This window comes from Thalassorhabdomicrobium marinisediminis (assembly GCF_003072065.1).
In the GTDB taxonomy this organism is placed as follows: Bacteria; Pseudomonadota; Alphaproteobacteria; order Rhodobacterales; family Rhodobacteraceae; genus Octadecabacter; species Octadecabacter marinisediminis.
In genome coordinates this window covers 52,204-76,398 of the sequence record NZ_QCYG01000007.1, presented here as the reverse complement: position 1 = coordinate 76,398, position 24,195 = coordinate 52,204, and the positions used below count along the sequence as shown (strand labels likewise).

Genomic DNA, 24,195 nt, shown 5'->3' with positions numbered 1-24,195 from the left:
AGACTCCGAAATTACCGCGAAGTTCGCGTGGCGCGCGTCGTCGTATGAATTTGATGGAGACTTTCAACGGGGATTTCAAGGGCATGTTCGCGGGCAATCCGGGAAGGCGCGCGGGCGCGCACTCTCTTTCCCGGGGGGCGTTAACAATCCGGCTGGGGCGCGCTATCTCATGGCGCAACGCAACCCGAAAGGGGCGTGCCGGACCGCGGGTCACAGGCCGCCCCTCAGCAAGGAGATCCCCCATGACAACCGGCAAGCAATTGTTCACGACCCTCGCCGCGGACGGCACCCTGACCGTCGCCATCGAAGACGTGACGTTTCCCGACCCCAAGGGCAAACAGGTCCTTGTGAAAATGGAGGCCGCGCCGATCAACCCGTCGGATCTGGCCATTCTGGTGGGCGCGGCCGAGATGGATACGGCCGAATATTCGCCCGGCAAGTTCGTGGCCCGGATGCCGGAGCCGTTCAACACCGGCAACAAGGCGCGCCACGGGCTGAAACTGCCTGCCGGGAATGAGGGCGCGGGCACCGTTGTCGCCGCCGGTGAGGCCGAGGAGGCGCAGGCGTTGATCGGGCAGCGGGTGTCCTGCGTGCCGGGCCACGCCTTCAGCCAGTATGCCATCGCCGATGCGACCCTGTGCCTGCCCCTTGGGGATCACAGCGCCGAAGCGGGGGCGAGCGCCTTCGTCAACCCGATGACCGCCCTGGGTTTTGTGGAAACCGCCCGACGTGACGGCCAGCAGGCGCTGGTCCACACCGTGGGCGCGTCCAATCTGGGCCAGATGCTGACCCGGATCTGCAACGAGGACGGCATCGGGCTGGTCAACATCGTGCGCAAGGACGACCAGGTTCAGGTGCTCAAGGACCTTGGCGCCAGCCATGTGGTCAATTCGGCGTCCGACGATTTCGAACAGCGCCTGCAAGACGCGATCGCCGACACCGGCGCTTTCTATGGCTTCGATCCCATCGGCGGCGGCAAGACCGTGGACACGGTGTTCCGCGCGATGGAGGCTGTGGCCGCGCGCGGCATGACCGAATATTCCCGCTATGGCTCGAACCAGCACAAGCAGATGTTCATCTATGGCCGGTTGGACAGCAGCCCCACAGTGCTGACGCCCAGCTACGGCTTCGGCTGGACGCTTTCGGGCTGGCTGGTGTTCCCGTTCATGCAATCGGCGGGGCAAGAGGTCGTGGACCGGATGCGCAAGCGCGTGCTCGACAACCTCACCACCACCTTCGCCAGCCACTACAAGTCCCGCGTGACGCTGGAAGAGATGCTCACGAAAGAGGCGGTGACCGATTACCGGCAGATGAAAACCGGCGAGAAATACCTTGTGACCCCCTGGGGCTAACGGACGCCATCGGCCCGTGTCTTGGCGGGCCGATGACCCCCGCCGCCTTTGAGCCGCATCGCCGCGGGTAGGGGGGCGGGATGTCGCGTGGGATCGAATAAGTATTTGCAATACGCATTACGAATGATTAAGTGCAGCTCAGGACAACTCCATTGATCGGACATCCCATGACCTTCTCAGAGGCTCTGCTCTTTCCCGGAACCAAAGTGTGCGAGCACTATGGCGTGAACCCCGAAGGGGAGGGCGCGTTGATCCGCTGGATGGTGAACACACTCATCTATCTGGTCATCAGCCTGACCCTTGTCTGGGTGATCGCGGTTTGACCCCCTTGGCCCGTCTTCCGGTGAGCGAGGCGCAGATCGCGCAGGTGGTCTCTCGCTTCTATGCCTCTGTGCGCGCGCATGAGGAACTTGGCCCCATTTTCGCGGCACATATCGTCGATTGGCCCGCCCACGAAGAAAAGATCGTCCGTTTCTGGCGCAATGCTTTGTTGCGCGAACGGATCTACGACGGCAATCCAATGCAGGTTCACCGCGCGGCGGGCAACGTGCGGCCGGAACATTTCGAGGTCTGGCTGTCGGTCTTTGACGAGACGCTCTTTGCGGTGCTGCCGTCCGACTTGGCGCAGGTCTGGTCCGCCATCGCGCACAACATCGGCCGCGCCCTGCGCTATGGGCTGGAACGGCGCGCGACGCCGGACGGGGTGCCGGTGCTGACCTAGCACGGGCCCGCGTGCGGTCAGGCGATCACCCGGACCGGTGCGCCCTTGTAGGCTGGCGTTTGCGAATTCTTCTCGTGCAGGGCAAGGGGCACCAGCGGGTTCAGTTCGGGATAATAGCCCGCGACGCAGCCCGCGGGCAGATCAAAGGCGGTCAGGGTCAGCCCGTCCACCTGCCGTTTGGTGCCATCGTCGATGGTGCTAGCAAGGCTGACCTTCTGGCCCTCGGACAGGCCCAGCCGCGCGATCTCGTCCCGGTTCATTAAAACGATCTTGCGGTCGCCGCTCAGCCCGCGCAGGCGGTCGGAAAAACCGTAGATCGTGGTGTTGAACTGATCGTTGGACCGCAGGGTGATAAGGGTGAGGGTCGTGGGCTCCGACGGCACCTCGCCCAGTGCAGAAAGCGTCGTAGGCGTGGTGAACTGCGCCCGGCCGCTGTCGGTCTGCCAATCGCGGTCGCGGGCCGCGTTGCCCCGATCAAAGCCGCCCGGCTGGAACATGCGTTCGTTGAAATCCCTGAAGTCGTCCGGAAAGGTCGCTTCGATCAGATCGCGGATTAGGTCGTAATTGCCGGCCCAGTCGCGCCAGCACAACTTGGGGTTGTCCGGCGGGCTCGCCTCGGCCATGGCGCAGACGATGGCGGTCTCGGACATCACGTCTTCGCCGGGCGGGTCGGCTTCACCGATCGAGCCATAGATATGCGAGAGCGAATCTTCCATCGTCACCGCCTGCGGTCCGCTGGCCTGAATGTCGCGATCCGTGCGCCCCAGACAGGGCAACAGATACCCCTCGCGCCCGGGGAACAGATGTGTCCGGTTGAGTTTCGTGGCGATGTTCACGGTCAGGTTCAGCTTGCGCCAGACCTGTTCCATCCGTTCGCGGTCCGGCATCGCCCGCAGAAGGTTCCCCCCCAGCGAGATCATGGCCTTGACGCGGCCGTCAAGCATCGCTTCGCCCGCGTGGACGATGTTCATCCCGTCTTCTTGCGGGGGGTCGATGTCGAACAGTGCGCGCAGCTTGTCCGAGGGCATGTGTTTGGTCTTCTCGCCCACCCCGACCGTGCGCTGGCCCTGCACGTTGGAGTGCCCCCGCACCGGAGAGATGCCGGTGCCCAGCTTGCCGATATTGCCGCGCAGGAACAACAGGTTGCACAGCATGCCCAGATTGAGCCAGCCGTTCACATGTTGCGTCAGCCCCATGCCGTAGATTGCAATCGCCTTGTCGGCGGAGATGTAGATCTGCGCCGCCTCCTCGATCAGCGCGCGCGACAAGCCGGAATGCGCTTCGATTTCGTCCCACGTTGCGGCCTGCACCGCCTCGAGCATGGCGTCATAGCCGTCGGTCTCGTCGTTGATGAAGTCGAAGTCGATCACCGTCCCGGGGGCCTTGGCGTCGGTGTCCAGCACGCATTTGATCAGCCCGGTAAGCACCGCCACATCGCCGCCCGGCCGCACCTGATAGTACTTCTCGGAAATTTCGGTGCTGCGCCCGATGGTCATCTGTTTAGGATCCTGCGGATCGACGAATTCGATCAGCCCGCGTTCGCGCACGGGGTTGAACGTCACGATGCGGCAACCGCGGTCCACGGCGTCTTTCAGCGTGTGCAGGAAGCGCGGCGAATTGCTGCCCGTGTTCTGCCCGAAAAAGAAAATCGCGTCGCAATGGTCGAAGTCCTCAAGCGTGCAGGTGCCCACGGGGGTGCCGATTGAGGTTGCGAGATTAACGCTCGTGGTTTCATGGCACATGTTCGACGACTGCGGCAGGTTCTGATGCCCCAGCGCGCGCGCAAACAGCGCATAGAGGTAGGAGGCCTCAAGCCCCGCGTGGCCCGAAGCGTAGAAAACCGATTGTTTGGGCGGCAGCGCGGTCAATTCGCGCCCGATGGCGGTGAAAGCCTCGTCCCAGCTGACGGAACGATAGCGGTCGCTTTGCGCGTCGTAGCGCAGCGGGGTGGTCAGGCGGCCCGAGGACTCAAGGTCTTGGTCGTGCCAACTTCGCAACTCACTCAGGGTGTGGGCTTCGAAAAACGACGCATCCGCACGGGCGGGATCAAGCTCCCACAGGGTGGCCTTGGCGCCGTTCTCGCAGAACTCGAACCGGTGGGGTTTGGCCGGTTTCGCCCAGGCGCAAGAGGAGCACATGACGCCGCGGGGCTTGTTGAGCTTGGCCAACATCTTAAGCGCCACCGGGGAGGGGCCGGTGGTACCGAACATCCGCGCCACGCTCTGGACCGACCCCCAGCCGCCGGCGGGGTGGTCATAGGTCGGCACCTGTTCGTCCTGTTGCGTTGTGCGATGTTTGTTCGCCGCTGTATCGCCGGTCATGACATGCCCCCCTGCAGCCCATATGGCCCAACCCGCAAGGGCGGGTGATGGTTCCGGTGGGGGGGCGCGGATCGGCTGCCTGCCGTGGATGGCCGCGCGTATTCCGACCCCGTGAAATGGGATCGGAATACCAGTAAATTTTCTTTCGGGCGTTCTAAAGGAAAGCGTCGGAATTGAGGAATAGCAAAGTGTCGATCACCTGCGCCTCACGCGACCATGTCCAGCCAGAGGCGTGCCGTTGATAGCGCGGCGATGCAATGAGCTTGCGGTAGGCCTCGGCCGTGCCCGGACCCCAGGCACCGTCGATCGGCCCGGTGTAATACCCTTCCCCCTGCAGCCCCCGCTGCGCCATCATGCGGGTGCCGCGGTCGCGTTGCTCGAACACGGCGCGCACCTCCTCGACTGTCACGCCAGCGGACTGCGCGGTGGCGGCATGGGCGCAAAGCAGGGCGGCGGGGGCCGAGATAAGGATGTTTCTACGGTTGATCATGATATTCTCTTAAGTATTGCAATGCGTTGGCGTCAGGCAGTTACGGTGCGGTTCTGTTTTGAAGCCAATGCCGCCGCCACGCCCCAGATCATCGCGATTGGCCAGGTGATCAGCGCCCCGAAGCCAAGCGTAAAAATCGCGAGGATAATCGCGACGATAATCAGGAAGATCCCGCCACCGACCGTGGCATAAAGCAGCCCGAGGGGGCCGAAGAAAAAGGTCAGCAGAAACGCGGCAACGACGCTCTTTTCAGGTTTGGCGATGATAATGGTTGTGGTTGTGGGGTCGGACATAGCATTTCTCCTCCGGGTTGTTTTCGTTGTGCCGGTCTTCGTGGCCAATTTGGATGAAATTAGGGAGCCAATTCGGCAGTTTTGCGGCAGGGGATCAGCGGCCCTTACGGACAGTTGTTAATTTTCTTTTGATAATTGTGCGAAGCGCTAAACGTTTCCGTTGGCGGAGAGCAAAACGGCAATCGGGCGCATGGTCTGGATCTCGGCCAGCAAAAGCACAAGGCTCGCGGTCAGCGGAACCGCCAGAAGCGCGCCGGCCAGCCCCCAAAGGGTGCTCCAGAACGCCAGCGCCAGCAGTACGACAAAGGGGCTGAGATTGAACGCCCGGCCCATCATCCGTGGCTCAAGATAGGCCGCGACGAAAACCTGCGCTGTTGTCAGCGAGACGAGCACCACCGTCGCCATGCCGAGTGAGCCGAACTGCGCAAGGCTGAGCAGGACCGGAAACAGCACGCCGACAAGCGATCCGATGTAGGGGATGTAGTTGAGGAAGGCGATCAGGACGGCCCAGAACAGGGCAAATTCGATCCCCAGCAGCAGCATGATCGCAAAGGAAATCCCGCCCAGGATCACGTTCACGACGGTCTTCACGAAAAGATACTGCCCGATCCGTTCGTTGATGCGCGAGACCAGCGATATGGCACGGGCTCCGGCCTCTTCATCGCCCATGGCCATCACCACCTTGCGCGCCATGGCGCCCCGTTCCGCGATCAAGAAGCTGGCATAGAGCACCACAAGGAACAGCGTGGCCCCGAAGCCGCGCAAGGACAGCAGCGCCGGCGCGACCCAAGATCGGAAATTCACCTGATCCAGCGTTTCTCGCCGCACGTTTTCCCATGTGGGCTCGTCCTCGATGCCCAGAATGCTGGCGTTGCGCGTGATCAACAACTCAAGGTTGGATTGATACCGGGGAAGCGCGGCGGCCACCTGCGCGAGATTGTTGATGACCAGAAGGAACAGCAAGATCACGACGAAGGTGAACAAGGCCAAAATCAACGCGCGCCGCGCCCAGTCCGGAAGGCTGCCCAGAACGGGCACTTTCTGCATGCTCGTCGCTGCGGTCAAAAGGACATAGACGGAAATCACGGCCGCGAGGATGGGCAGCAGCACCGGCTTGCCGATCCACAAAATCCACCCGATCATGAGGGTCAGCGCAGTGCCGTAAGTCGCGTTCCGCATTCGCTCTCCGTTCTTATCGATGCCGTTTGGCGAGGGCCTATGTATGACCACCGAGACGGTCAACATGAGGCAGATTCGACGCTGCCTCAAGGTGCTTGGCAACAGAGGGTTTGAGCCGCGAAACGTCCATAGCTTGGCGCAAGGGAGATCAAGCGCGGACGGGGAAGGACAGCTCGTATCGGAATGTATGGGGATAGTGGCGGAGAGACAGGGATTCGAACCCTGGGTGGGCTTGCACCCACAACGGTTTTCGAGACCGCCCCGTTCGACCACTCCGGCACCTCTCCGCACCAAGGATCGTGCGGCCTGATAATCCGCTGCGGCGGGGGGTGCAAGGGGTTTCCTGACAATTGCGTGCGGGCCGGGGTGCGGCCCTTGGAAATCGGGGCAGGACTGCATATTGAAAGGCAAAGCAGAAGAAAGGTTTCGTTTCATGTTCATGCGCTTTGCGCCGCTCGCGGTTGCCGCCGTCGTCGCCATGCCCGCCACCGCCCAGCAAAGCCAGAGCGAGGCGTTGTTCGAGCTTTTGCACCTGCCCGAGGTCATCGACATCATGCGCCAAGAGGGCATCAGCTACGGTGAGACGATCGGTGCCGACCTCACATCCGGGCCGCCCTCGGCCGAGTGGAACATGGTCGTGCAGCAGATCTACGACTACGACGTGATGATGGGCATTGTGCAGGAGGATTTCGAGGCGTCGCTCGACGGGGTCGACCTTGCCCCCATCCTCGACTTTTTCGATTCGGAGCAGGGGCAGAACATCGTCGAGCTTGAGGTGACGGCGCGGCGGGCCCTGCTCGATCAAGCGGTCGAGGAGGCCAGCGAAGAGGCCGCCGCCATCGCCGCTGCTGACGGGGATCCGCGGTTCGAGCAGGTTGAAACCTTTGTCGAGATCAACAATCTGGTTGAGCTGAACGTGGCCAGCGCGCTCAACTCCAATCTGGCGTTCTATGCCGGGCTGCTGGATGGCAACGCCTTTGACGGCGTGCTGAGCGAGGACCAGATCCTTGACGATGTGTGGAGCCAGGAAGCCGAGGTGCGCGCCAGCACCAGCGAATGGATCCATTCCTTCCTGTTCATGGCGTATCAACCGCTCGAGGATGCGGATCTGGACGCCTATATCGCCTTTTCCCAGACCGAGGCCGGCGGCCATGTCAACCGCGCCATGTTCGACAGTTTTGACCGGCTGTTCACCGGCATCAGCCACGCACTGGGACGGGCGGCGGCTTCGGAAATGTCCACACAGGAGCTTTAGGCGCTGGCCACCAGAATTGCCGCGGTGAGCGCGTCGAGGTTTGCGTTATAAAGCGCGAGGTTCGATTGCAGTTGCAAGGTATGCGCCGCGCGGGCGGGGACGGGCACCCGGGCCAGATCGAAGGCTGTGTTGAGGGTGTCGCCGCCGCCGCGCCGGATGTCGGTGATCAGGGCCGGGTGATTGGTCTTGACGAAAACCTCAAGCTGACCGCGGGTCCGCGCACTGGGGCCATCGCCGAACATCTGACCCAGCGCGCGGGCGGGCAGGGCGAGCGGGTTGCGCAGATCGCCGCCTTCGGAACAGGCCGCGACGGTCATAAGGAAGAGGACGGGAAATAGACGCATGAGGGTCCTGACTTTGGGTTGACTTGCCCGCCAATTGGTCAGATAAGCCGCCATCCGAGCAAGTCATCTGTTCGGACACAAGCGAAAACTCGCCCGAGGGGGCGCGCTGTCCACGGGTCGCGAAAGCGATGAACGCCTTGAAAACAAGGGACCCCAGAGACGCGATTGAAAAGGAAAACGATATGTTTGCGGTTCTCAAAACCGGTGGCAAGCAGTACCGAGTCGCTTCTGGCGACGTGCTGCGTGTCGAAAAGATCGCTGCGGAAGCTGGCGAAACAGTTCAATTCAACGACGTTCTGATGGTCGGCAACACCGTGGGTCTGCCGCTGGTGGAAGATGCCGGCGTTCAGGCGGAAGTCATCGACCAGATCAAGGGCGAGAAGACGATCAACTTCGTCAAGCGCCGCCGGAAGCATTCGTCCAAGCGGACCAAGGGCCACCGTCAGCAGCTCACCCTCGTGCGGATCACCGACATTCTCGAGTCCGGCGCAGGCAAATCCGGCGTAAAAGCCGCGCTGGCCGGTGCGGGCTTCGTCTCGGCCGCTCAGGCGGATGCCGGCAAGGGCGCGCCGACCTCGAAAAAGGCCGCTGCCGCCGCTGAGCGTGCATCGCAGCCGAAGAAAGCCACCAAGAAGGCCGCGGTCAAGACCAAGGACGAAAGCGCAGCCCCCAAGGCTGAAGCGAAAGCCAAGGTGTCCAAGGCCGACAAGGCCGCCGCATCCGAGGCGACCGACGATCTCAAGAAGCTGAGCGGCGTTGGCCCGGCTCTGGAGAAGAAACTCATCGAGGGCGGCGTCACCAGCTTCGCCCAGATCGCAGCATGGACCCCCGAGGACGTTGCTGCTATGGACGAGAAACTGTCGTTCAAGGGCCGGATCGAGCGTGAAGGCTGGGTCGAGCAGGCCAAAGAACTGGCTAAAGGTTAAGGAGAGACCAAATGGCACACAAAAAAGCAGGCGGTTCATCCCGTAACGGTCGCGACTCAGCCGGTCGCCGCCTTGGCATCAAGAAATTCGGCGGCGAGTCCGTCATCCCCGGCAACATCATCGCGCGTCAGCGCGGCAACAAGTGGTGGCCCGGTGAAGGCGTCGGCGAAGGCAAGGATCACACGATCTTTGCAACCGTCGAAGGGGCCGTGTCCTTCCGCAAAGGGTTCAAAGGGCGCACCTTCATTTCCGTCATGCCGGACGCGGAAGCCGCGGAATAACCGAAACCTAAAATTCAAGATTGAAAGGGGTCGGTGCAAACCGGCCCCTTTTTCCATATGTGACGCGCCGTCGGGCGCGCACCGTGTTCACCATTCGATCGGGGAGGGTCGTATGTCTGACAACACATTGGACCGCCTGTGCGGTTCAGCAACAATTCGCATCCCTCAACGCGTCTTGCGGGGCCGCCGACGTTCGGCGCGCGCTGGCCTGACCTCATGCGACCCACGGTTGTTATTGCGCCGTCTCGACACGCGTGCGCTGCCGCAGCGGGTTTGTCTGGTTGATAACTTTTATCATGTCGTAGCACCCCGCGACGCCGCGCGACCGTTCTGTGCTATCTTGCTGGCGATGCACGATATTTCGGCGCACCGATTTTCAGCCGCCCGCCGTCAAAACCGCGCGCGCCGCCTTGTCGGACGCCCATTCGATGATTACCTCAATAAAATATGGACGGGTCCAATCGCCGCCCATGCCCCCGAAGCCACCGCCGCAGGAGACACGTTATGAGTGTGCAAGAAGCCCTTCCTCAGGAGATCCCCGAGGCGCAGGCCGTCATTGCCACCGAACGTTTCACCCTGCGTCCGCTTGAGCGTTCCGACCTTGGCCTGCTTGAGCGGTATCTGGGGGACCTGCGCGTGGCCTCCGCGACCCGGGTGATCCCGCATCCCCTGCCGCCGGAGTACGTGGACAACATGATCCACCGGGCCCGGGCCCCGAACCGGACCGAGGATTACTGGGCCATCGACGGTTCCGGCAAGGGCCACGCCGAGGTCATGGGGGTGATCAAGATGCAGCGGCTGGACCGCAACCAATCGGAAATCCGCTACTGGGTGGCGCCGGCGTTCTGGAACACCGGGATCGCCACCGAAGCGGTCGACGCAATCCTCGCCGCCAATCCGCAAGGGGCCAGCGATGTCTATGCCGAAGTGTTTCAGGACAACCCGAACTCGGCCCGGGTGCTGACCAACGCGGGCTTTGCCTATTTGGGCGATGCGGAAACCTTCAGCGTGTCGCGCGGGGCGGTGGTGCCCACATGGACCTATGCGCGCAAGATGGCACAGGTTTAACGCGCTGCAAGGTTGAGGCGCGGCCCGCTTTCGCGTATCGCCAATTGCAAACCATAGAAAGCCGTTCCGATGAAATTCCTCGACCTGTGCAAAGTCTATATCCGTTCCGGCAGCGGCGGCGGGGGCTGCATCTCGTTCCGGCGTGAGAAATACATCGAATACGGCGGGCCGAACGGTGGTGACGGCGGCAAGGGCGGCGATGTGATCGTTGAGGCGGTGGACAACCTCAATACCCTGATTGACTTCCGCTATCAGCAGCACTTCTTTGCCAAGAACGGTGAGGCGGGCAAGGGCCAGCAGCGCACGGGGGCCGACGGGGACGATATCGTACTCAAGGTGCCCACGGGCACGGAGATTCTGGACGAGGATCAGGAAACCGTTCTGGTCGACATGAGCGAGACCGGCCAGCGCGTCGTGTTGGCGCGCGGCGGCAACGGCGGCTGGGGCAACCTGCACTTCAAATCCGCCACCAATCAGGCCCCGCGCCGCGCCAACCCCGGTCAGGACGGGGTCGAGCGGACGATCTGGCTGCGCCTCAAGCTGATCGCCGATGCGGGGCTTCTGGGCCTGCCCAACGCGGGCAAATCCACCTTTCTGGCCGCGACTTCCAACGCGCGGCCCAAGATCGCGGACTATCCCTTCACCACACTTGTGCCGAACCTTGGGGTCGTTGGGGTCGATGGCTCGGAATTCGTGGTCGCTGACATTCCCGGATTGATCGAAGGCGCCAGCGACGGCAAGGGGCTGGGCGATCTGTTTTTGGGCCATGTGGAGCGCACGTCAGTGCTGCTGCACCTCATCGACGGGACCTCGGGCGATCCGGTCGGCGATTACCGCACGATCATCGAGGAAATCGAGGCCTATGGCGCGCAACTGGCCGACAAGCCGCGCGTCACCGTGCTCAACAAGATCGACACGCTGGACGCGGAAGAACGCCAGTTCATCGCGGGCGAGATCAAAGAGGCCACGGGCGTCGATGTGATGATGATGTCCGGTGCCACGGGCGAAGGCACGGTTGAGGTCTTGCGCGCGCTGAAATCCGAGATCGCCGAGGACAAGCTACGCCAGAAAACCCCCGAGGAGCAGGCCCCTTGGCAACCCTGATCGACGCGCGCCGGCTGGTCGTCAAGATCGGATCGGCCCTGTTGGTCGATCAGGCCACGGGGCTGCGGAGCGACTGGTTGCAAGCCCTCGCGGCCGATGTAGCGCGGCTGCGGGGACAGGGCAAGGACGTGATTCTTGTGTCCTCGGGGTCGATCGCCCTCGGGCGGCGGGTTCTGGGGCTGGGCACCGGGGTGTTGGCGCTCGAGCAATCGCAGGCCGCCGCCGCCGTGGGGCAGATCCGCCTTGCTCGCGCCTATGAAGAAGCACTCGCCCCCCATGGCATCAACACCGCGCAAGTGCTTGTCACCCTTGAGGATTCCGAAAACCGCAAACGCTACCTCAACAGCCGCGCGACGATGGAGACGCTTCTCGGGCTCGGCGTGACCCCCATCGTGAACGAGAACGATACCGTCGCCACGGACGAAATTCGCTACGGCGACAACGACCGGCTGGCCGCGCAGGTGGCGGTGACCACGGGGGCCGATTGCCTTGTTCTGCTGTCCGACGTGGACGGGCTTTACACCGCCAACCCCAACATAAACCCCGACGCGCAACACTATGATGTTGTTGATGAAATCACGCCCGAGATTGAGGGGCAGGCGGGGGATGCCGCCTCGGGCCTGTCGAAGGGCGGGATGAAGACCAAATTGATCGCGGCGAAACTCGCGACCGAGGCCGGTTGCGCCATGGCAATTACCTTAGGAACACCGCTCAACCCTTTGAACGCGCTGGAGAATGGCGCGAGGGCCACTTGGTTCACCGCACAGACGAACCCGAAAGCCGCGCGCAAACGCTGGATCGCGGCGATGAAGCCGCAGGCGCGTGTGGTTGTGGATGCGGGCGCGGTTGAGGCCCTGCGCGGCGGCAAGTCGCTGCTGCCCATCGGCATTTCCGCCATCGAAGGCGCCTATGGGCGCGGTGATCCGGTGGCGATTCTAGGGCCGGACGGGGCGTCACTGGGCCTTGGACTGGCGCGGTATTCCAGCGCCGAAGCCCAGCAAATCAAGGGGTTGCGCAGTCAGGACATAGCCGCGGTTCTGGGCTATGAAGGGCGCAGCGTGTTTATCCATCGCGACGATATGGTGATTTGATGACTGACCGTGACGACATTCATGCCCTGATGGCCGAAATCGGCGCCCGCGCCAAAGCGGCCGCCCGCGTGCTGGCCACGGTCCCGGCCGAGACCAAGACCGCCGCGCTTGAGGCTGCGGCCGACGCCGTCTGGGCCGCGCGGGAGGACATCATCACGGCCAACGGCAAGGACATGGCCTTTGGGCGTGAAAAAGGATTGAGCCCGGCGATGCTCGACCGGCTGATGCTGGACGAGGCGCGCATCGGTTCGATGGTGGAGGGTTTGCGCGCGGTGGCGGCGCAAGCTGATCCTGTCGGCGAAGTGCTTGAGGATTGGGACCGGCCCAGCGGGCTGAACATCCGCCGCGTGCGCACGCCGCTGGGGGTCATCGGCGTGATCTACGAAAGCCGCCCGAACGTGACGGCGGATGCAGGGGCCCTGTGTCTTAAGGCCGGCAATGCGGTGATTTTGCGCGGCGGCTCGGAAAGCTTCCACAGCTCCCGTGCGATCCACGTGGCCCTGCAAGAAGGGTTGCGCACCGCCGGTCTGCCGGAGGAGGCCGTGCAACTGGTGCCGACCCGTGACCGCGCCGCCGTGCGCGAAATGTTGACCATGACCGAGACGATTGACGTGATCGTGCCCCGCGGCGGCAAGGGGCTGGTCGGCCTTGTCCAGCGCGAGGCACGGGTGCCAGTGTTCGCCCATCTCGAAGGCATCGTGCATATCTATATCGACAAGGCGGCCGATCCCGACAAGGCCCGCGCGGTCGTGTTGAACGCCAAGACGCGACGCCCGGGGATCTGCGGCGCGGCGGAATGCCTTCTGGTGCACCGCGATGCGGCTTCGCTCGGGCAGCAGATCGTCGATGACCTGCGCGCGGCGGGGGTCACGGTCCACGCGCAGGGGCTGAAAGGCGATGCCGTGGCGACCGAGGCCGATTGGGGGATGGAATACCTCGACATGAAGATCGCCGCAAAAATCGTTGATAACATTGACGAAGCGATTGAGCATATCCAGCGCTACGGCTCCAGCCACACCGATTGCATCGTGACCGAGGATGACGCGGCGGCGGCTGCGTTCTTTGCCCGTCTGGACAGTGCGATCCTGATGCGGAACGCGTCCACGCAATTCGCCGACGGCGGCGAGTTCGGGATGGGCGCGGAGATCGGCATTGCCACCGGCAAGATGCACGCACGCGGCCCCGTGGGGGCGGCGCAATTGACCAGTTTCAAGTATCTGGTGGTGGGCGACGGGACGTTGCGGCCCTAAAAGGCGATCTTGACCCAATTCGCGCCGTGGCTGACCTGCGGCTTTCGGCCCGCTTCCTCGGCCATCGGCGCCAGCAGACCGAAATGCACCTGCGCCGCCGAGAGGTCGTCGGGGCAGGCGTTGCGGCCCAGCGGCCCCCAAAGGTTCGGGTCCAGCGTCAGCCGGTCGTTCTGCGTCTGCACCTCCCAATGCTCGCCGCTCTTGCGCAGGTCGATCTCACCGCCCATGGGCAGCGCACTTTCCACGCACATCGCGGCCAGCAGTGCCACGCGGGCATCCAGCCGCGCCACATCGCCCGAGACGTGCCAGCTATAGCGCAACCGCCCGCCGTGCGCGACGGCATCAAGGATCGAAAGAATTTCAATGCGACTGCAGACCTGTTCGCGCGACGCCGCGCCGAAGGCCAGCCGCAAAAGCTTGAGCTTCGCGGTCGCATTGGCGACGCTGTCCTCGACCAGTTGGAATTCCGGACCGGCGCCCACTCCGGTCAGGCCAAGAAGCTCAATCCCGTTGCCGATCGCGCCCAATGGGTTAATGAGGTCGTGACAGATGCGGGAGCCGACAAGCGCGTGCAGATTGGTCAAGGGGGACCTCCGAAAATGATGGCAGGACAATCGCTTTACGAACCCGGCATGATCGTCGAGCATCCGGACCGACCCGATTGGGGCAAGGGGCAGGTGCAATCGTCGGTCGCCGGAAAGGTGACGGTAAACTTTCAGAACACGGGGAAGGTTGTGATTGATGCGGCAGCGATTACCTTGCAGGTTGTTTCGTTTGGGTGACGTTCGTCCTATGAGTGTATGGAGCACGGATTTGTCTGGCAACCCTTTCGGGGGATGGTCGTGACCGGTGCGGCGCCCGATTTCTACGTGCGTTTGGCCCGTGACGGCGACGATCTGCGCGCGGCCCAGCGTCTGCGCTACGCGGTTTTCGTGCAAGAGCTGGGCGCAGACGGTCCGCTTGTCGATCACCGCGCGCGGCTGGAGCGGGACCGGTTCGACGCCCATGCGGATCATCTTCTTTTGTTCGATCGCGCCCGCTCCCTCGGGGATCAGGTTGTCGGCGTCTATCGCCTGATGGATCGCCGCGCGGCGCAGGCGGCGGGGCAGTTCTACTGTGCGGACGAATATGACCTCGCGCCGCTTGAGGGGTCGGGCCGGTCGTTGCTGGAGCTCGGGCGCTCTTGCTTGCATCCGGCCTATCGCGGCGGCGCGGCCATGCTGCATCTGTGGCAAGGGCTGGCGCAGCTGGTGCAGACGCGCGGGGTCGAGGTGTTGTTCGGCGTGGCGAGCTTTCACGGCACCGATCCGCAGGCTTTGGCACAGCCGTTGTCCGTGCTCGCCCGCGACCATCTGGCCCCCGAGGCGCTGCGGGTGCGCTCGAAATCCTATCAACCCATGGCGTTGACTTCAGAGATCGACCGGGTCGCGGCGATGCGGCAGATGCCGGCGCTGATCAAGGCCTATCTGCGGCTGGGTGGCGGCGTGGGCGACGGGGCCTTTGTCGACCACCGGTTCAACACGACGGACGTGTGCCTGATTCTGGACGTGACGCGGATGAATCCGCGGCAAAAGGCGATCTACGGGGGCGGGCGATGACGTGGCAGTCGGCCGATCTGCCGCCGTCCCACCGGATCACCGCCGCAGGCTGGCTGCGCGTGATCTATCGCGGGCTGGCGGTGGGTCTGTTGACCTTCGGCGGACTGGCGCTTCTGCTTTTGGTGCGGCTCATTGAACGGCCCCTTTGCGGCGCAGGTCGGCCGGTGACCCCCTTCATCACCCAGTTCGTCTGTCGGAGCGCCTTTGTGCTGCTGGGGATCGGCTATCGGCGGATCGGAACGCCCTTGGCGGGTGCGGGGGCGGTGGTGTCGAATCACGTCTCATGGCTGGATATCTTCGCGCTCAACGCCGCGAAACGGATCTATTTCGTCTCCAAGGCCGAGGTGGCGCGCTGGCCGGGGATCGGCTGGCTGGCACGGGCCACGGGCACGGTGTTCATCGCCCGAGATCGACGCGCGGCCGCGCAGCAGATCGAGACCTTCCGCAACCGTCTGAGCCTTGGACACAAGCTTTTGTTCTTCCCCGAAGGCACCTCGACCGACGGGTTGCAGGTGCTGCCGTTCAAACCCACCCTGTTCGCGGCCTTCTTCGATCCGGCCTTGCGCGCGCACTTGTCGATCCAGCCGGTGACGCTGGTCTATCACGCGCCCAAGGGGGCGGACCCGCGGCACTATGGCTGGTGGGGCGATATGGACTTCGGCACCCATCTTCTGGCCACGCTAGCGCAGGCGCCGCAGGGCCGTGTCACCGTGGTCTATCACGCGCCGGTGCGGGTGGCGGACTTTGCCGACCGCAAGGCCCTTGCCGCCGCGCTGGAATCAACTGTGCGGCGGGGCCACGCGGCCCATCTCGGCCACGAGGGCGCGTAGGGTCGCGGCGGGGTCCTCGGACTTCCAGATCTCGTCACCGATGCCGAAGAAATCCGTGTGCGGCGCGATGGAGCGGATCAGCGTGTCCGACAGCGCGCCCTCGGCCACGACGGGCACCTCGATCATCATCGACCACCATTCGAACAGGTCCTGTTCCGCCTGACTGCCATCGCCGAGCGGGGTCTGTCCCACGGGGCCGAAACTGATGTAATCCGCGCCCAACTCTCCGGCGGTCATGCCGTCATGGCGCGAGGTGCCGCAGAACGCGCCGACGATGGCGTCGTCGCCCAGATCCTTGCGCGCCTTGCGCACCGAGCGCGCGCCGTCGGTGAGATGCACCCCGTCCAGCCCCAAACGCTCCACCATGAGCATATGGCTTTCGATCACCAGCGCCACGTCACGCACATGCGTCACCTCGCGCAGGGCGTCGGCGGCGCGTGAGAGGCGATCCTCGTCCGAGGTGGCAAGGCTGAGCCGCACGCAGGCGACATCCTCGGCATCCAGACAGGCGGCAAGCTTGTCCGGAAAGCTCGACAGCTCGAAGTCGGATGGCGTGATGAGATAGAGTTGCGGCTGGTCGGGGGTCTCGGTCATTTGTGCGGCCTTTATTGATTGCGGACGCTATAACGGTCGCATTGCGTATTGAATAGGGGTGAGCTACGCCACGCCCAGATTTCGCAATGTCCCATGACCCCACGCAGAGCACAACCATGCCCACCGACACGCCCCAGCCCGTCTTTGTCCTGATCCGCCCCCAGATGGGCGAGAATATCGGCGCGGCGGCGCGGGCGATGTGGAATTTCGGGCTGGACCGGATGCGCATCGTCGCCCCGCGGGACGGCTGGCCCAATCCGGCAGCCGACGCCATGGCCAGCGGCGCGGGCCGGCTGCTGGATGAGGCCGAGGTGGCCGAGGATGTGGCGGGGGGCATTGCCGATCGGACCTATGTCTATGCCGCCACCGCCCGCCCGCGCGAGCTGACCAAGCCGGTGTTCTCGCCCGAGGCCGCGATGCGCGATGCCGCGGCCCGGATCGCGCGGGGCGAGAAGGTCGCCGTGATGTTCGGGCCGGAACGCTCAGGCATGGAGAACGCCGACATCGCCCATGCCAATGCGATCATCACCGTGCCGGTCAATCCGGCGTTCCCGTCGCTCAACCTCGCGCAATGCGTGTTGCTCGCGGGATATGAATGGCGGCGCACCCAGCAAGACGTGCCCGAGGTGGTCGTGCAGGGCCAGACCGTTGAAACCGCAGACCAGCGCGACATTGAGGCCCTGGCCCGCCATTACGAGGACCGGCTCGAGGAGGCGGGGTTCTTCTATCCCGAGCACAAGGCCGAGAACATGAAGGTGAACCTGCGCAACCTGTGGAGCCGGATGCCCATGACGCGGGCGGATGTGCAGATGTTGCACGGGGCCTTGCGGCAGTTGTTGCGGGGGAAAACGCGAGGATGACGCGAAGGTAAGGGCGGTGTTTCGGGCCGGGACGGGGGGCCAGCCCCCCGCGGCGCCACGGGCGCCGGCCCCCCCGGGATATTTGCAAAGCAAAGATAAAGGCGGGCTGCGGCGCATTGGCGCTGCGGCTTGCCCAGACACAGGGCGCGGCATAGGTTTGCGCGAACCAGCGATTGAGGTGTGACATGGCAACGAAGCCACGCAGTATTTTCGAAGAGGTCGATGACGTGCAAAAGCCCGTGGCCGCCCCGGGCGGCATCGACGGGCGGGGGCGCGGCGCACGCGGGGCGATCCGCGTCTGGCTGATGATCCTGTTTGTTCTGGTGGTGGTGATGATCACCGTGGGCGGGCTGACCCGGCTGACCGATTCCGGCCTGTCGATCACCGAATGGGCGCCCCTGTCCGGTTCGGTCCCGCCGATGACGGATGACGCCTGGGCTGCAGAGTTCGAGGCCTACAAGCAGATCCCCGAATACACCCAGCAGAACGCGGGCATGAGCCTGTCGGAGTTCAAGGTGATCTATTGGTGGGAATGGGGGCACCGGCAGTTGGGCCGCGTCATCGGCCTCGTCTGGGCTTTGGGCTTTGCCTATTTCGCCCTGCGCAAACAGATTCCCGCCGGATGGACGGGGCGGCTGTTGTGGCTGGGCGCGCTTGGCGGGCTGCAGGGGGTGATCGGCTGGTGGATGGTCTCCTCGGGGTTGCGCGACGGGATGCTCGACGTGGCCTCTTACCGGTTGGCGACCCATCTGGGGCTGGCCTTCGTGATCCTGGGGTTCATCGCCTGGTATGTGTTCTTGCTGGGCCGGCGCGAGGCGGACCTGATGCAGGCGCGGCGCAGCGGCGAGCACAAGCTGTTCTCTATGTCCACGGGCCTGATGCATTTCGCCTTTCTGCAAATCCTTCTCGGCGCACTTGTCGCCGGGATCGATGCGGGCCGGGCCTTTCCGACCTGGCCGCTGATGGGCGACGGGTTCTTTCCGCCGGACCCGTTCCAGCTTGAACCGCTGTGGCGCAACTTCTTTGAAGATGACGGACTGGTGCAGTTCATCCACCGCATGTCCGGCTATCTTCTGTCGATCTTCACCGTGGTCGTCTGGCTGCGCGGGCGCCGCTCGCCCCATGTGAAAACGCGGTTCGGCTTCAACGTCGTGCTGGCGCTGATGGCACTGCAGATGGTGATCGGCATCGTCACGGCGCTTTATTCCGCGCCGGCCCATATCGCGATCCTGCACCAGTTCACCGCGGTCGTGCTTTGGGTGGCGATCCTGCGGGCGCGCTATCTGGCGCGCTATCCACTTCCACAAAGCATCCGGGGGACCTGAGACATGGCAGCCTATGACGAACTGATGGCGCATGCACGCGAGACCGAGGCGCTGGCGCAGGTCGCGGGCCGGTTGGGTTGGGATCAGGAGACCGTGATGCCCCGCGCCGCCGCCCCCCAGCGGGGCGAGGAAATGGCCGCGATGGAATCGGTGCTGCACGCGCGCCGCAGCGATCCGCGGGTGGGTGACTGGCTGGCCGAGGCCAACGCCTCGGGCGAGGTCGAAGCCGCCCAGTTGCGCCAGATCCGCCGCGCCTTCGATCGGGCCAACAAGGTTCCCGCAAAGCTCGCCAGCGCCATCGCGCGCGTCACCTCAGAGGCGCAGGGTGCCTGGGCCGAAGCGCGCGCCGCCGACGACGTGGCTGCGTTCCTGCCGGTCCTGCAAGAGGTCGTGGCCCTCAAACGCGAAGAGGGGGCGGCGCTGTCGGCGGGCGGCGACGTCTATGACGCGATGCTGGACGATTACGAACCGGGGGCCACGGCGGCGGATCTGTCGCAGATGTTCGGCGCGCTGCGGCCCCGTCTGGTCGAACTGCGCGCGGCCATTCTGGAGACCGAAGCCCCGCCCGCATTGGAGGGGGTTTTCGACGAAAGCGCGCAAATGAAACTGGCGCGGCAGATCGCTAAGACCTTCGGCTATGACATGGCGCGGGGGCGGGTAGACAAGGCGGTGCATCCGTTCTCGAGCGGGTCCGGGCTGGACGTGCGCATCACCACCCGCACCGACGAACTGGACCCGTTCAATTGCATCTATTCGACGATCCACGAAGTTGGACACGGTGCTTATGAACAGAACGTCGACCGTCGCTATCTGCTGACGCCGCTGGGGCAGGGCGCGTCGATGGGCGTGCATGAAAGCCAAAGCCGGATCTACGAGAACCAGATCGGGCGCAGCCGCGCTTTCACCGGTTGGCTCTACGGCCAGATGCGCGAGGCCTTCGGGGATTTCGGCATCGCCGACGAAGAGACCTTCTTCGGCACGGTGAACCGCGTGCAGAACGGCTATATCCGGACCGAGGCCGATGAGGTGCAGTATAACCTGCATGTGCTCTTGCGGTTCGATCTGGAGCGGGCGCTCATCGCCCGCGATCTTGAGGTAGAGGATCTTGAAGCCGCCTGGAACGAACGGTTCGAGGCCGATTTCGGATTTGCCGTGGACAAGCCGAGCCACGGGGTGTTGCAGGATGTCCATTGGTCCGTGGGGCTTTTCGGCTACTTCGCGACCTACACGCTGGGCAATGTCTATGCAGGCTGTCTGCACCAGTCGATGCGCGCGGCCCTGCCCGAGCTTGACGCCGCGCTGGCGCAGGGCAACACGACGCCCGCGACCGACTGGCTGCAAGAGAAGGTGCAGCGTCATGGCGGGTTGGTCCCGCCGCGCGAACTGATTGAGAACGCCTGCGGCTTCACGCCCAACGAAGCGCCGTTGCTGGATTATCTCGAAGAGAAGTTCAGCGCGATCTACAAGCTGTAAGGGCAGGGGCGACACCATGGACTTGAAGATGGACAAGGCGGCCCTGCAGGCCTTTCTGGAGCGCGACTTTCCACAGGTGGCCAACCAGTTCACCTTCGTCGCGGTGGCGCCGCCCCTGCTCACCATGGCGCTCAGCGCTTCGGAGCAGCATCTGCGCCCCGGTGGCACGGTCTCGGGCCCCGCGATGTTCGCGCTGGCGGACGTTTGCGCCTATTTCTGTATTCTCAGCGTTCTGGGGCCGGTGGGCCTTGCGGTGACGACGAATTGCGCGATGGATTTCATGCGCAAGCCGCAGCCGGGGCGACTTTTGTGCCGCATGGAGTTGCTTAAACTGGGGCGCGCACTGGCCGTGTGCGAAGGGCGGCTCTTTACCGAAGGGGCCGAGGACAAGCCGGTGGCGCGGGCCTCGCTGACCTATTCGATCCCGCCGAAGGGGATGTCGGCCACATAAGGCGCGGGGGACGCATGCGGCCACACCGCGCAAACTGCACAAAACTGATGGGGTATATAGATACCGTTTTGCTAAGCCTTTGATTACGCTGGAAACATTCGGCTTCAAGGCGGTTGACGGGCGGGTGCGGCGGGCATAGAACCCAGCCATCGAATGTCGGGCCGCGTTATGCGGTCCTTACTTTTAGGATGTACCGATGAAAACCTATACTGCTACACCGGCGGACATCGACAAGAAATGGATCCTGATCGACGCCGAAGGTGTCGTTCTGGGCCGTCTTGCCTCGATCATCGCCACCCGCCTGCGCGGCAAGCACAAGCCGTCCTTCACCCCGCACATGGACATGGGCGACAACGTGATCGTCATCAACGCGGACAAGGTCCAACTGACCGGCAACAAGCGTGAAAAGCCCAACTACTGGCACACCGGCACCGTGGGCGGCATCAAGTCCCGCACCACTGGCGAGATTCTTGAAGGCGCCCACCCCGAGCGTGTGGTCATGCAGGCCGTCAAGCGCATGCTGCCCGGCAACCGTCTGGCCCGCCAACAGATGACGCATCTGCGTGTCTTCGCAGGCGCCGAGCACGGCATGGAAGCCCAGAAGCCCGAAGTGCTGGATGTCAAATCCATGAACTCGAAAAACACGCGCACCGCCAGCACGTCTGCCAAAGACACCGGCGCAAGCAATACACCGGGGAACGTATAATGGCCGATCAAGTGAATTCCCTCGAAGAGTTGGGCGCAGCCGTCACCGAGAATGTCGGTGGGGTGCAGGGCGCAGCCGAAATGACCTCTATCCAGCGTGAGCCTGTCAAGGACGCGCAGGGCCGCTCTTACGCCACCGGCAAGCGGAAGGATGCGGTCGCCCGCGTCTGGATCAAGCCCGGCTCCGGCAAGGTTGTCATCAACGGCAAGGACCAGGACGAATACTTCGCCCGTCCCGTGCTGCAGATGATCCTGCGCCAGCCGTTCGACGTGGCCGGTGTGTCCGGTCAGTTCGACGTGATGGCCACGGTCAAGGGCGGCGGTCTGTCCGGTCAGGCCGGTGCGGTCAAGCACGGCATCTCGAAAGCGCTGCAGCTGTTCGACCCTTCGCTGCGCTCGGCCCTCAAAGCCGCAGGCTTCCTGACCCGCGACAGCCGCGTCGTAGAGCGGAAGAAATACGGTAAGGCCAAGGCCCGGAAGAGCTTCCAGTTCTCGAAGCGTTAAGCCTTCGTCACCAGACATTTGCGAAAGGGCGGTCCATGGGGCCGCCCTTTTTCGTGCGCAACAGCAGCGTCGCAACGGGGTGTTAGTCGAGTGTCATGGAATACTGGATCGATAGGGTCTCAAGCCCCGGATTGACGCTTTGCGTGTCTCCGTTCGAGCGGTGATCGAAGCTGACCACGACGGCGCTTTGGTCGGTGAAGGCATAGCCGAGGCCAAGGGCCGAGCGGAATTGCAGCACGCCGCCCAGGTCCGGGCCATCGTTGCGCGCCCAAAGGCCGGGCTGAAAGCTGCCATCGACGAAGAAATCCGACTGTCCGAGCGCGTAGCGCCACTTCACGCCGCCGCCGATCCAGACGTCGCCTTCTTCGGTGAAGGACACCGACGCGAGCGGCTGGAACGGTCCGAAACGGCGGTCGTATTCGTAGCCCAAGACCAGCTCTGAGCCGATCCAGTCGTCCTGAAACTGCACGCCCGAGGCCTGAAAGCTCAGCCGCCGGTCTGCGGGCCTCTCGGCCAGACACCCGGTCGGACAGTCGTTGAGGACCATGTCACTCAGCCCGACGATTGCAAAAATCATGGCAAGCGTGCCGTCCATACCCGAACCCCTGTTTTTGGGTCAGTGGTCGCACAAACCAGGCCCGCGCGGCAAGACCCGCTTACGCGCTTGGGTCGTTATTCGTCGTGGGGCACCAGCCCGAGCCCGCGCAGATAAACGCCGATGCCGGTTTCGAGCAGGTCCTCGGGCGGGAAGGGGGATTTCGTGCCGGGCGAGCCGCGCGCGAAAAGCTCGACCACCCCGTGGCTCATGGCCCAGATATGGGCACTGAACATTTGCGGCGGGGGCCTGCGCTCTTCGGGGATCTGCATCGACAGGTCGACGGCCGCCTTCTCAAGCACGCCAAGCGCCCGGGTCGCGACTTCGTTTAATTCGGGCGTTGACTGGATGCTGATCCCGGATTCGAACATGGCGACGTAGTGGCCGGGGTATTTGCGCGCGAAGGCAAGATAGGCGCGCCCCGTCGCCTCGAACGACGCCAGCGCCGAGGGTTGCCCCTTGTCATAGGCATAGGCCATCAGATCGGCGAAGATCGCATAGCCCTGTCGCGCGGCCTCGGCGATCAGATCCTCGCGCCCGTCAAAATGACGGTAAACCGCCGCCGGCGTCACCCCGGCCTCGCGCGCAGCCTCGGAGAGGGTGAACCCTGTCGGGCCCTTCTCTTCGATCAACCGCAGGGCACCGTCCACCAGAGCACGTTTCAGATCGCCATGGTGATAGCCACGTTTACCCATCCAGCATCTCCGGCCCGCCCACAATCAGCGGGTCGAGGGTGCCGACGGCCTGCGCATCCTTGCCCGGATAGTCCAGCCCGCCCAGCACCGTGCGAATGGCATTCACCCGCGCGCGCCGCTTGTCCGCGCTGCGGATCACATGCCACGGCGCGGCTTCTGTGTGGGTCTTTTGCAAGGTCTCTTCGATGGCGGCGGTATAGGCGTCCCAACGTTTCAGGCCTTCCACGTCGATCCAGCTCAACTTCCATTGCTTGAGCGGGTCGCGCTCACGGTCCAGGAAGCGCTGCAATTGCGCGGCGCGGTCCACGGTCAGCCAGATCTTGAACAGCTTGATGCCGTCATCCACCAGCATTTGCTCAAAGGGGCAGACCTGATCGAACCAGGTGTCACGGGCCGCCTTGGTGGTGAAGTCGAAAACCTCTTCCACGACGCCGCGATTGTACCAGGACCGGTCGTAGAACACGATCTCACCGGCGGTGGGCAGGTGCTGGATGTAGCGCTGAAAATACCATTGCCCTTTTTCGGTATCGGTCGGTTTCGGCAGGGCCACGACGCGCGCGCCGCGCGGGTTGAGGTATTCGCGGAAACGTTTGATCGTGCCGCCCTTGCCGGCCGCGTCGCGCCCCTCGAACACGATGACGACCCGTTGACCTGTCTCTTTCACCCAGGCCTGCAGCTTCACCAGCTCCACTTGCAGATCGTCCAACGCCGCGCGGTAGTCGTCTTTTTTCCAGCGGCAATCATAGGGAAAAGTGGTGGCGAGGATCTCGCCCTTCGCGTGGGTTTCGATCTCGCGCCGGACGGCGGCGGGGGCGTCCTCGCGAAAGTAGCGGCTGATTTCTCCGTCGAAGGGCAGGGTGCTCATGTCGTTGCCTTTGTTGTTGTCCGCT

At 63.7% G+C, this 24,195-nt stretch carries 30 protein-coding genes and 1 tRNA gene; 20 read left to right on the top strand and 11 right to left on the bottom strand.

Annotated elements, in window-relative coordinates:
* Positions 1-242 precede the first annotated feature (242 nt).
* From DC363_RS11725 to DC363_RS11720, 3 genes are all read left to right on the top strand, one after another.
* Complete coding sequence (locus DC363_RS11725) at positions 243-1,352, top strand: zinc-binding dehydrogenase (protein ID WP_108641351.1); 1,110 nt, start codon at positions 243-245, stop codon at positions 1,350-1,352.
* A 167-nt stretch (positions 1,353-1,519) separates the two neighbouring features.
* Complete coding sequence (locus tag DC363_RS16970) at positions 1,520-1,675, top strand: hypothetical protein (protein ID WP_196778417.1); 156 nt, start codon at positions 1,520-1,522, stop codon at positions 1,673-1,675.
* A 5-nt stretch (positions 1,676-1,680) separates the two neighbouring features.
* Positions 1,681-2,073: a group III truncated hemoglobin gene (locus DC363_RS11720; protein ID WP_338418932.1), complete on the top strand. Its 393-nt coding sequence runs from the start codon at positions 1,681-1,683 to the stop codon at positions 2,071-2,073.
* A 17-nt stretch (positions 2,074-2,090) separates the two neighbouring features.
* Here the strand turns inward: DC363_RS11720 and DC363_RS11715 are convergent, their stop codons facing one another.
* From DC363_RS11715 to DC363_RS11695, 5 genes are all read right to left on the bottom strand, one after another.
* Positions 2,091-4,394 carry an FdhF/YdeP family oxidoreductase gene (locus tag DC363_RS11715; RefSeq protein ID WP_108641349.1) on the bottom strand — a complete coding sequence of 768 codons (2,304 nt, stop codon included), beginning with the start codon at positions 4,392-4,394 and terminating at the stop codon, positions 2,091-2,093.
* A 154-nt stretch (positions 4,395-4,548) separates the two neighbouring features.
* Positions 4,549-4,884, bottom strand: a complete 336-nt coding sequence (locus DC363_RS11710; RefSeq protein ID WP_108641348.1) for a peptidoglycan-binding domain-containing protein — start codon at positions 4,882-4,884, stop codon at positions 4,549-4,551.
* Positions 4,885-4,916: 32 nt separating this feature from the next.
* On the bottom strand, positions 4,917-5,177 hold the full coding sequence (locus DC363_RS11705; protein WP_108641347.1) for a hypothetical protein: 261 nt from the start codon (positions 5,175-5,177) through the stop codon (positions 4,917-4,919).
* 147 nt (positions 5,178-5,324) lie between these two features.
* Positions 5,325-6,356 (bottom strand): AI-2E family transporter, encoded by a 1,032-nt coding sequence (locus DC363_RS11700; RefSeq protein WP_108641346.1) that lies wholly within the window; start codon positions 6,354-6,356, stop codon positions 5,325-5,327.
* 197 nt (positions 6,357-6,553) lie between these two features.
* Positions 6,554-6,643 (bottom strand) — tRNA-Ser (locus tag DC363_RS11695).
* A 146-nt stretch (positions 6,644-6,789) separates the two neighbouring features.
* Between DC363_RS11695 and DC363_RS11690 the strand changes: the two genes are divergently transcribed.
* Complete coding sequence (locus DC363_RS11690) at positions 6,790-7,611, top strand: DUF2059 domain-containing protein (RefSeq protein WP_108641345.1); 822 nt, start codon at positions 6,790-6,792, stop codon at positions 7,609-7,611.
* Here DC363_RS11690 and DC363_RS11685 read toward each other — a convergent pair.
* Positions 7,608-7,955 (bottom strand): hypothetical protein, encoded by a 348-nt coding sequence (locus DC363_RS11685; RefSeq protein ID WP_108641344.1) that lies wholly within the window; start codon positions 7,953-7,955, stop codon positions 7,608-7,610. The two genes, DC363_RS11690 and DC363_RS11685, sit on opposite strands and share 4 nt — an antisense overlap.
* Before the next feature lie 182 nt (positions 7,956-8,137).
* Between DC363_RS11685 and DC363_RS11680 the strand changes: the two genes are divergently transcribed.
* From DC363_RS11680 to DC363_RS11655, 7 genes are all read left to right on the top strand, one after another.
* The gene (locus DC363_RS11680; RefSeq protein ID WP_108641343.1) at positions 8,138-8,881 is read left to right on the top strand and encodes a 50S ribosomal protein L21; all 744 of its coding nucleotides are present in this window, start codon (positions 8,138-8,140) and stop codon (positions 8,879-8,881) included.
* An 11-nt stretch (positions 8,882-8,892) separates the two neighbouring features.
* Complete coding sequence (rpmA, locus tag DC363_RS11675; RefSeq protein ID WP_108641342.1) at positions 8,893-9,162, top strand: 50S ribosomal protein L27; 270 nt, start codon at positions 8,893-8,895, stop codon at positions 9,160-9,162.
* Between the two features lie 112 nt (positions 9,163-9,274).
* Positions 9,275-9,670 carry a hypothetical protein gene (locus tag DC363_RS16695; RefSeq protein WP_146180782.1) on the top strand — a complete coding sequence of 132 codons (396 nt, stop codon included), beginning with the start codon at positions 9,275-9,277 and terminating at the stop codon, positions 9,668-9,670.
* Positions 9,667-10,230 carry a GNAT family N-acetyltransferase gene (locus tag DC363_RS11670; protein WP_108641341.1) on the top strand — a complete coding sequence of 188 codons (564 nt, stop codon included), beginning with the start codon at positions 9,667-9,669 and terminating at the stop codon, positions 10,228-10,230. Before DC363_RS16695 ends, DC363_RS11670 begins: the two co-directional genes overlap by 4 nt.
* A gap of 69 nt (positions 10,231-10,299) precedes the next feature.
* Positions 10,300-11,334, top strand: a complete 1,035-nt coding sequence (gene obgE, locus DC363_RS11665) for a GTPase ObgE (protein ID WP_108641340.1) — start codon at positions 10,300-10,302, stop codon at positions 11,332-11,334.
* Positions 11,322-12,425, top strand: a complete 1,104-nt coding sequence (proB, locus tag DC363_RS11660; protein ID WP_108641339.1) for a glutamate 5-kinase — start codon at positions 11,322-11,324, stop codon at positions 12,423-12,425. Before obgE ends, proB begins: the two co-directional genes overlap by 13 nt.
* Positions 12,425-13,675 (top strand): glutamate-5-semialdehyde dehydrogenase, encoded by a 1,251-nt coding sequence (locus DC363_RS11655; RefSeq protein WP_108641338.1) that lies wholly within the window; start codon positions 12,425-12,427, stop codon positions 13,673-13,675. Before proB ends, DC363_RS11655 begins: the two co-directional genes overlap by 1 nt.
* Here the strand turns inward: DC363_RS11655 and DC363_RS11650 are convergent.
* Entirely contained in the window at positions 13,672-14,259 is a 588-nt protein-coding gene (locus DC363_RS11650) for a histidine phosphotransferase family protein (RefSeq protein WP_241962990.1), read from the bottom strand. The genes DC363_RS11655 and DC363_RS11650 overlap by 4 nt on opposite strands.
* A gap of 15 nt (positions 14,260-14,274) precedes the next feature.
* Between DC363_RS11650 and DC363_RS11645 the strand changes: the two genes are divergently transcribed.
* The 3 genes from DC363_RS11645 to olsA are packed head-to-tail and all read left to right on the top strand — an operon-like array spanning position 14,275 to position 16,103.
* Positions 14,275-14,457 (top strand): DUF3553 domain-containing protein, encoded by a 183-nt coding sequence (locus DC363_RS11645; RefSeq protein ID WP_241962989.1) that lies wholly within the window; start codon positions 14,275-14,277, stop codon positions 14,455-14,457.
* An 18-nt stretch (positions 14,458-14,475) separates the two neighbouring features.
* Positions 14,476-15,273, top strand: coding sequence for an L-ornithine N(alpha)-acyltransferase (gene olsB, locus DC363_RS11640; protein ID WP_241962988.1), 798 nt, complete (start codon positions 14,476-14,478; stop codon positions 15,271-15,273).
* Positions 15,270-16,103 carry a lyso-ornithine lipid O-acyltransferase gene (gene olsA, locus DC363_RS11635; RefSeq protein ID WP_108641334.1) on the top strand — a complete coding sequence of 278 codons (834 nt, stop codon included), beginning with the start codon at positions 15,270-15,272 and terminating at the stop codon, positions 16,101-16,103. Before olsB ends, olsA begins: the two co-directional genes overlap by 4 nt.
* Here the strand turns inward: olsA and DC363_RS11630 are convergent.
* Positions 16,053-16,697, bottom strand: coding sequence for a thiamine phosphate synthase (locus DC363_RS11630; protein WP_108641333.1), 645 nt, complete (start codon positions 16,695-16,697; stop codon positions 16,053-16,055). The two genes, olsA and DC363_RS11630, sit on opposite strands and share 51 nt — an antisense overlap.
* Positions 16,698-16,813: 116 nt before the next feature.
* Between DC363_RS11630 and DC363_RS11625 the strand changes: the two genes are divergently transcribed.
* From DC363_RS11625 to rpsI, 6 genes are all read left to right on the top strand, one after another.
* The gene (locus DC363_RS11625; protein WP_108641332.1) at positions 16,814-17,557 is read left to right on the top strand and encodes an RNA methyltransferase; all 744 of its coding nucleotides are present in this window, start codon (positions 16,814-16,816) and stop codon (positions 17,555-17,557) included.
* Positions 17,558-17,742: 185 nt separating this feature from the next.
* Positions 17,743-18,882: a heme A synthase gene (gene ctaA / locus DC363_RS11620; protein ID WP_108641331.1), complete on the top strand. Its 1,140-nt coding sequence runs from the start codon at positions 17,743-17,745 to the stop codon at positions 18,880-18,882.
* 3 nt (positions 18,883-18,885) lie between these two features.
* Positions 18,886-20,355, top strand: a complete 1,470-nt coding sequence (locus DC363_RS11615; protein WP_108641330.1) for a carboxypeptidase M32 — start codon at positions 18,886-18,888, stop codon at positions 20,353-20,355.
* A gap of 16 nt (positions 20,356-20,371) precedes the next feature.
* A complete protein-coding gene (locus tag DC363_RS11610) occupies positions 20,372-20,806 on the top strand; it encodes a PaaI family thioesterase (RefSeq protein ID WP_108641329.1) in 435 nt (144 codons plus the stop codon).
* Positions 20,807-21,002: 196 nt separating this feature from the next.
* The gene (gene rplM, locus DC363_RS11605) at positions 21,003-21,512 is read left to right on the top strand and encodes a 50S ribosomal protein L13 (RefSeq protein ID WP_108641328.1); all 510 of its coding nucleotides are present in this window, start codon (positions 21,003-21,005) and stop codon (positions 21,510-21,512) included.
* On the top strand, positions 21,512-22,015 hold the full coding sequence (gene rpsI, locus DC363_RS11600; protein ID WP_108641327.1) for a 30S ribosomal protein S9: 504 nt from the start codon (positions 21,512-21,514) through the stop codon (positions 22,013-22,015). Before rplM ends, rpsI begins: the two co-directional genes overlap by 1 nt.
* Positions 22,016-22,097: 82 nt before the next feature.
* Here the strand turns inward: rpsI and DC363_RS11595 are convergent, their stop codons facing one another.
* The 3 genes from DC363_RS11595 to ppk2 all read right to left on the bottom strand — a co-directional run bounded on the left by DC363_RS11595 (position 22,098) and on the right by ppk2 (position 24,170).
* Entirely contained in the window at positions 22,098-22,610 is a 513-nt protein-coding gene (locus DC363_RS11595) for an acyloxyacyl hydrolase (protein WP_108641326.1), read from the bottom strand.
* A 77-nt stretch (positions 22,611-22,687) separates the two neighbouring features.
* A complete protein-coding gene (locus DC363_RS11590; protein ID WP_108641325.1) occupies positions 22,688-23,305 on the bottom strand; it encodes a TetR/AcrR family transcriptional regulator in 618 nt (205 codons plus the stop codon).
* The gene (ppk2, locus tag DC363_RS11585; protein WP_108641324.1) at positions 23,298-24,170 is read right to left on the bottom strand and encodes a polyphosphate kinase 2; all 873 of its coding nucleotides are present in this window, start codon (positions 24,168-24,170) and stop codon (positions 23,298-23,300) included. The genes DC363_RS11590 and ppk2 overlap by 8 nt, the downstream gene beginning before the upstream one ends.
* Positions 24,171-24,195: the final 25 nt, after the last annotated feature.

What these genes read in the sequence shown, in the direction of transcription:
- ppk2 (WP_108641324.1), bottom strand. Translation starts at nt 24,170, where the DNA reads ATGAGCACCCTGCCCTTCGACGGAGAAATCAGCCGCTACTTTCGCGAG.
- DC363_RS11670 (WP_108641341.1), top strand. Translation starts at nt 9,667, where the DNA reads ATGAGTGTGCAAGAAGCCCTTCCTCAGGAGATCCCCGAGGCGCAGGCC.
- DC363_RS11685 (WP_108641344.1), bottom strand. Translation starts at nt 7,955, where the DNA reads ATGCGTCTATTTCCCGTCCTCTTCCTTATGACCGTCGCGGCCTGTTCC.
- DC363_RS11690 (WP_108641345.1), top strand. Translation starts at nt 6,790, where the DNA reads ATGTTCATGCGCTTTGCGCCGCTCGCGGTTGCCGCCGTCGTCGCCATG.
- DC363_RS11655 (WP_108641338.1), top strand. Translation starts at nt 12,425, where the DNA reads ATGACTGACCGTGACGACATTCATGCCCTGATGGCCGAAATCGGCGCC.
- DC363_RS16695 (WP_146180782.1), top strand. Translation starts at nt 9,275, where the DNA reads ATGTCTGACAACACATTGGACCGCCTGTGCGGTTCAGCAACAATTCGC.
- DC363_RS11610 (WP_108641329.1), top strand. Translation starts at nt 20,372, where the DNA reads ATGGACTTGAAGATGGACAAGGCGGCCCTGCAGGCCTTTCTGGAGCGC.
- DC363_RS11645 (WP_241962989.1), top strand. Translation starts at nt 14,275, where the DNA reads ATGATGGCAGGACAATCGCTTTACGAACCCGGCATGATCGTCGAGCAT.
- rpsI (WP_108641327.1), top strand. Translation starts at nt 21,512, where the DNA reads ATGGCCGATCAAGTGAATTCCCTCGAAGAGTTGGGCGCAGCCGTCACC.
- rpmA (WP_108641342.1), top strand. Translation starts at nt 8,893, where the DNA reads ATGGCACACAAAAAAGCAGGCGGTTCATCCCGTAACGGTCGCGACTCA.
- DC363_RS11615 (WP_108641330.1), top strand. Translation starts at nt 18,886, where the DNA reads ATGGCAGCCTATGACGAACTGATGGCGCATGCACGCGAGACCGAGGCG.
- DC363_RS11590 (WP_108641325.1), bottom strand. Translation starts at nt 23,305, where the DNA reads ATGGGTAAACGTGGCTATCACCATGGCGATCTGAAACGTGCTCTGGTG.
- obgE (WP_108641340.1), top strand. Translation starts at nt 10,300, where the DNA reads ATGAAATTCCTCGACCTGTGCAAAGTCTATATCCGTTCCGGCAGCGGC.
- DC363_RS11630 (WP_108641333.1), bottom strand. Translation starts at nt 16,697, where the DNA reads ATGACCGAGACCCCCGACCAGCCGCAACTCTATCTCATCACGCCATCC.
- ctaA (WP_108641331.1), top strand. Translation starts at nt 17,743, where the DNA reads ATGGCAACGAAGCCACGCAGTATTTTCGAAGAGGTCGATGACGTGCAA.
- DC363_RS11700 (WP_108641346.1), bottom strand. Translation starts at nt 6,356, where the DNA reads ATGCGGAACGCGACTTACGGCACTGCGCTGACCCTCATGATCGGGTGG.
- olsA (WP_108641334.1), top strand. Translation starts at nt 15,270, where the DNA reads ATGACGTGGCAGTCGGCCGATCTGCCGCCGTCCCACCGGATCACCGCC.
- DC363_RS11705 (WP_108641347.1), bottom strand. Translation starts at nt 5,177, where the DNA reads ATGTCCGACCCCACAACCACAACCATTATCATCGCCAAACCTGAAAAG.
- DC363_RS11680 (WP_108641343.1), top strand. Translation starts at nt 8,138, where the DNA reads ATGTTTGCGGTTCTCAAAACCGGTGGCAAGCAGTACCGAGTCGCTTCT.
- DC363_RS11725 (WP_108641351.1), top strand. Translation starts at nt 243, where the DNA reads ATGACAACCGGCAAGCAATTGTTCACGACCCTCGCCGCGGACGGCACC.
- rplM (WP_108641328.1), top strand. Translation starts at nt 21,003, where the DNA reads ATGAAAACCTATACTGCTACACCGGCGGACATCGACAAGAAATGGATC.
- olsB (WP_241962988.1), top strand. Translation starts at nt 14,476, where the DNA reads ATGGAGCACGGATTTGTCTGGCAACCCTTTCGGGGGATGGTCGTGACC.
- DC363_RS11715 (WP_108641349.1), bottom strand. Translation starts at nt 4,394, where the DNA reads ATGACCGGCGATACAGCGGCGAACAAACATCGCACAACGCAACAGGAC.
- DC363_RS11710 (WP_108641348.1), bottom strand. Translation starts at nt 4,884, where the DNA reads ATGATCAACCGTAGAAACATCCTTATCTCGGCCCCCGCCGCCCTGCTT.
- DC363_RS16970 (WP_196778417.1), top strand. Translation starts at nt 1,520, where the DNA reads ATGACCTTCTCAGAGGCTCTGCTCTTTCCCGGAACCAAAGTGTGCGAG.
- DC363_RS11595 (WP_108641326.1), bottom strand. Translation starts at nt 22,610, where the DNA reads ATGGACGGCACGCTTGCCATGATTTTTGCAATCGTCGGGCTGAGTGAC.
- DC363_RS11625 (WP_108641332.1), top strand. Translation starts at nt 16,814, where the DNA reads ATGCCCACCGACACGCCCCAGCCCGTCTTTGTCCTGATCCGCCCCCAG.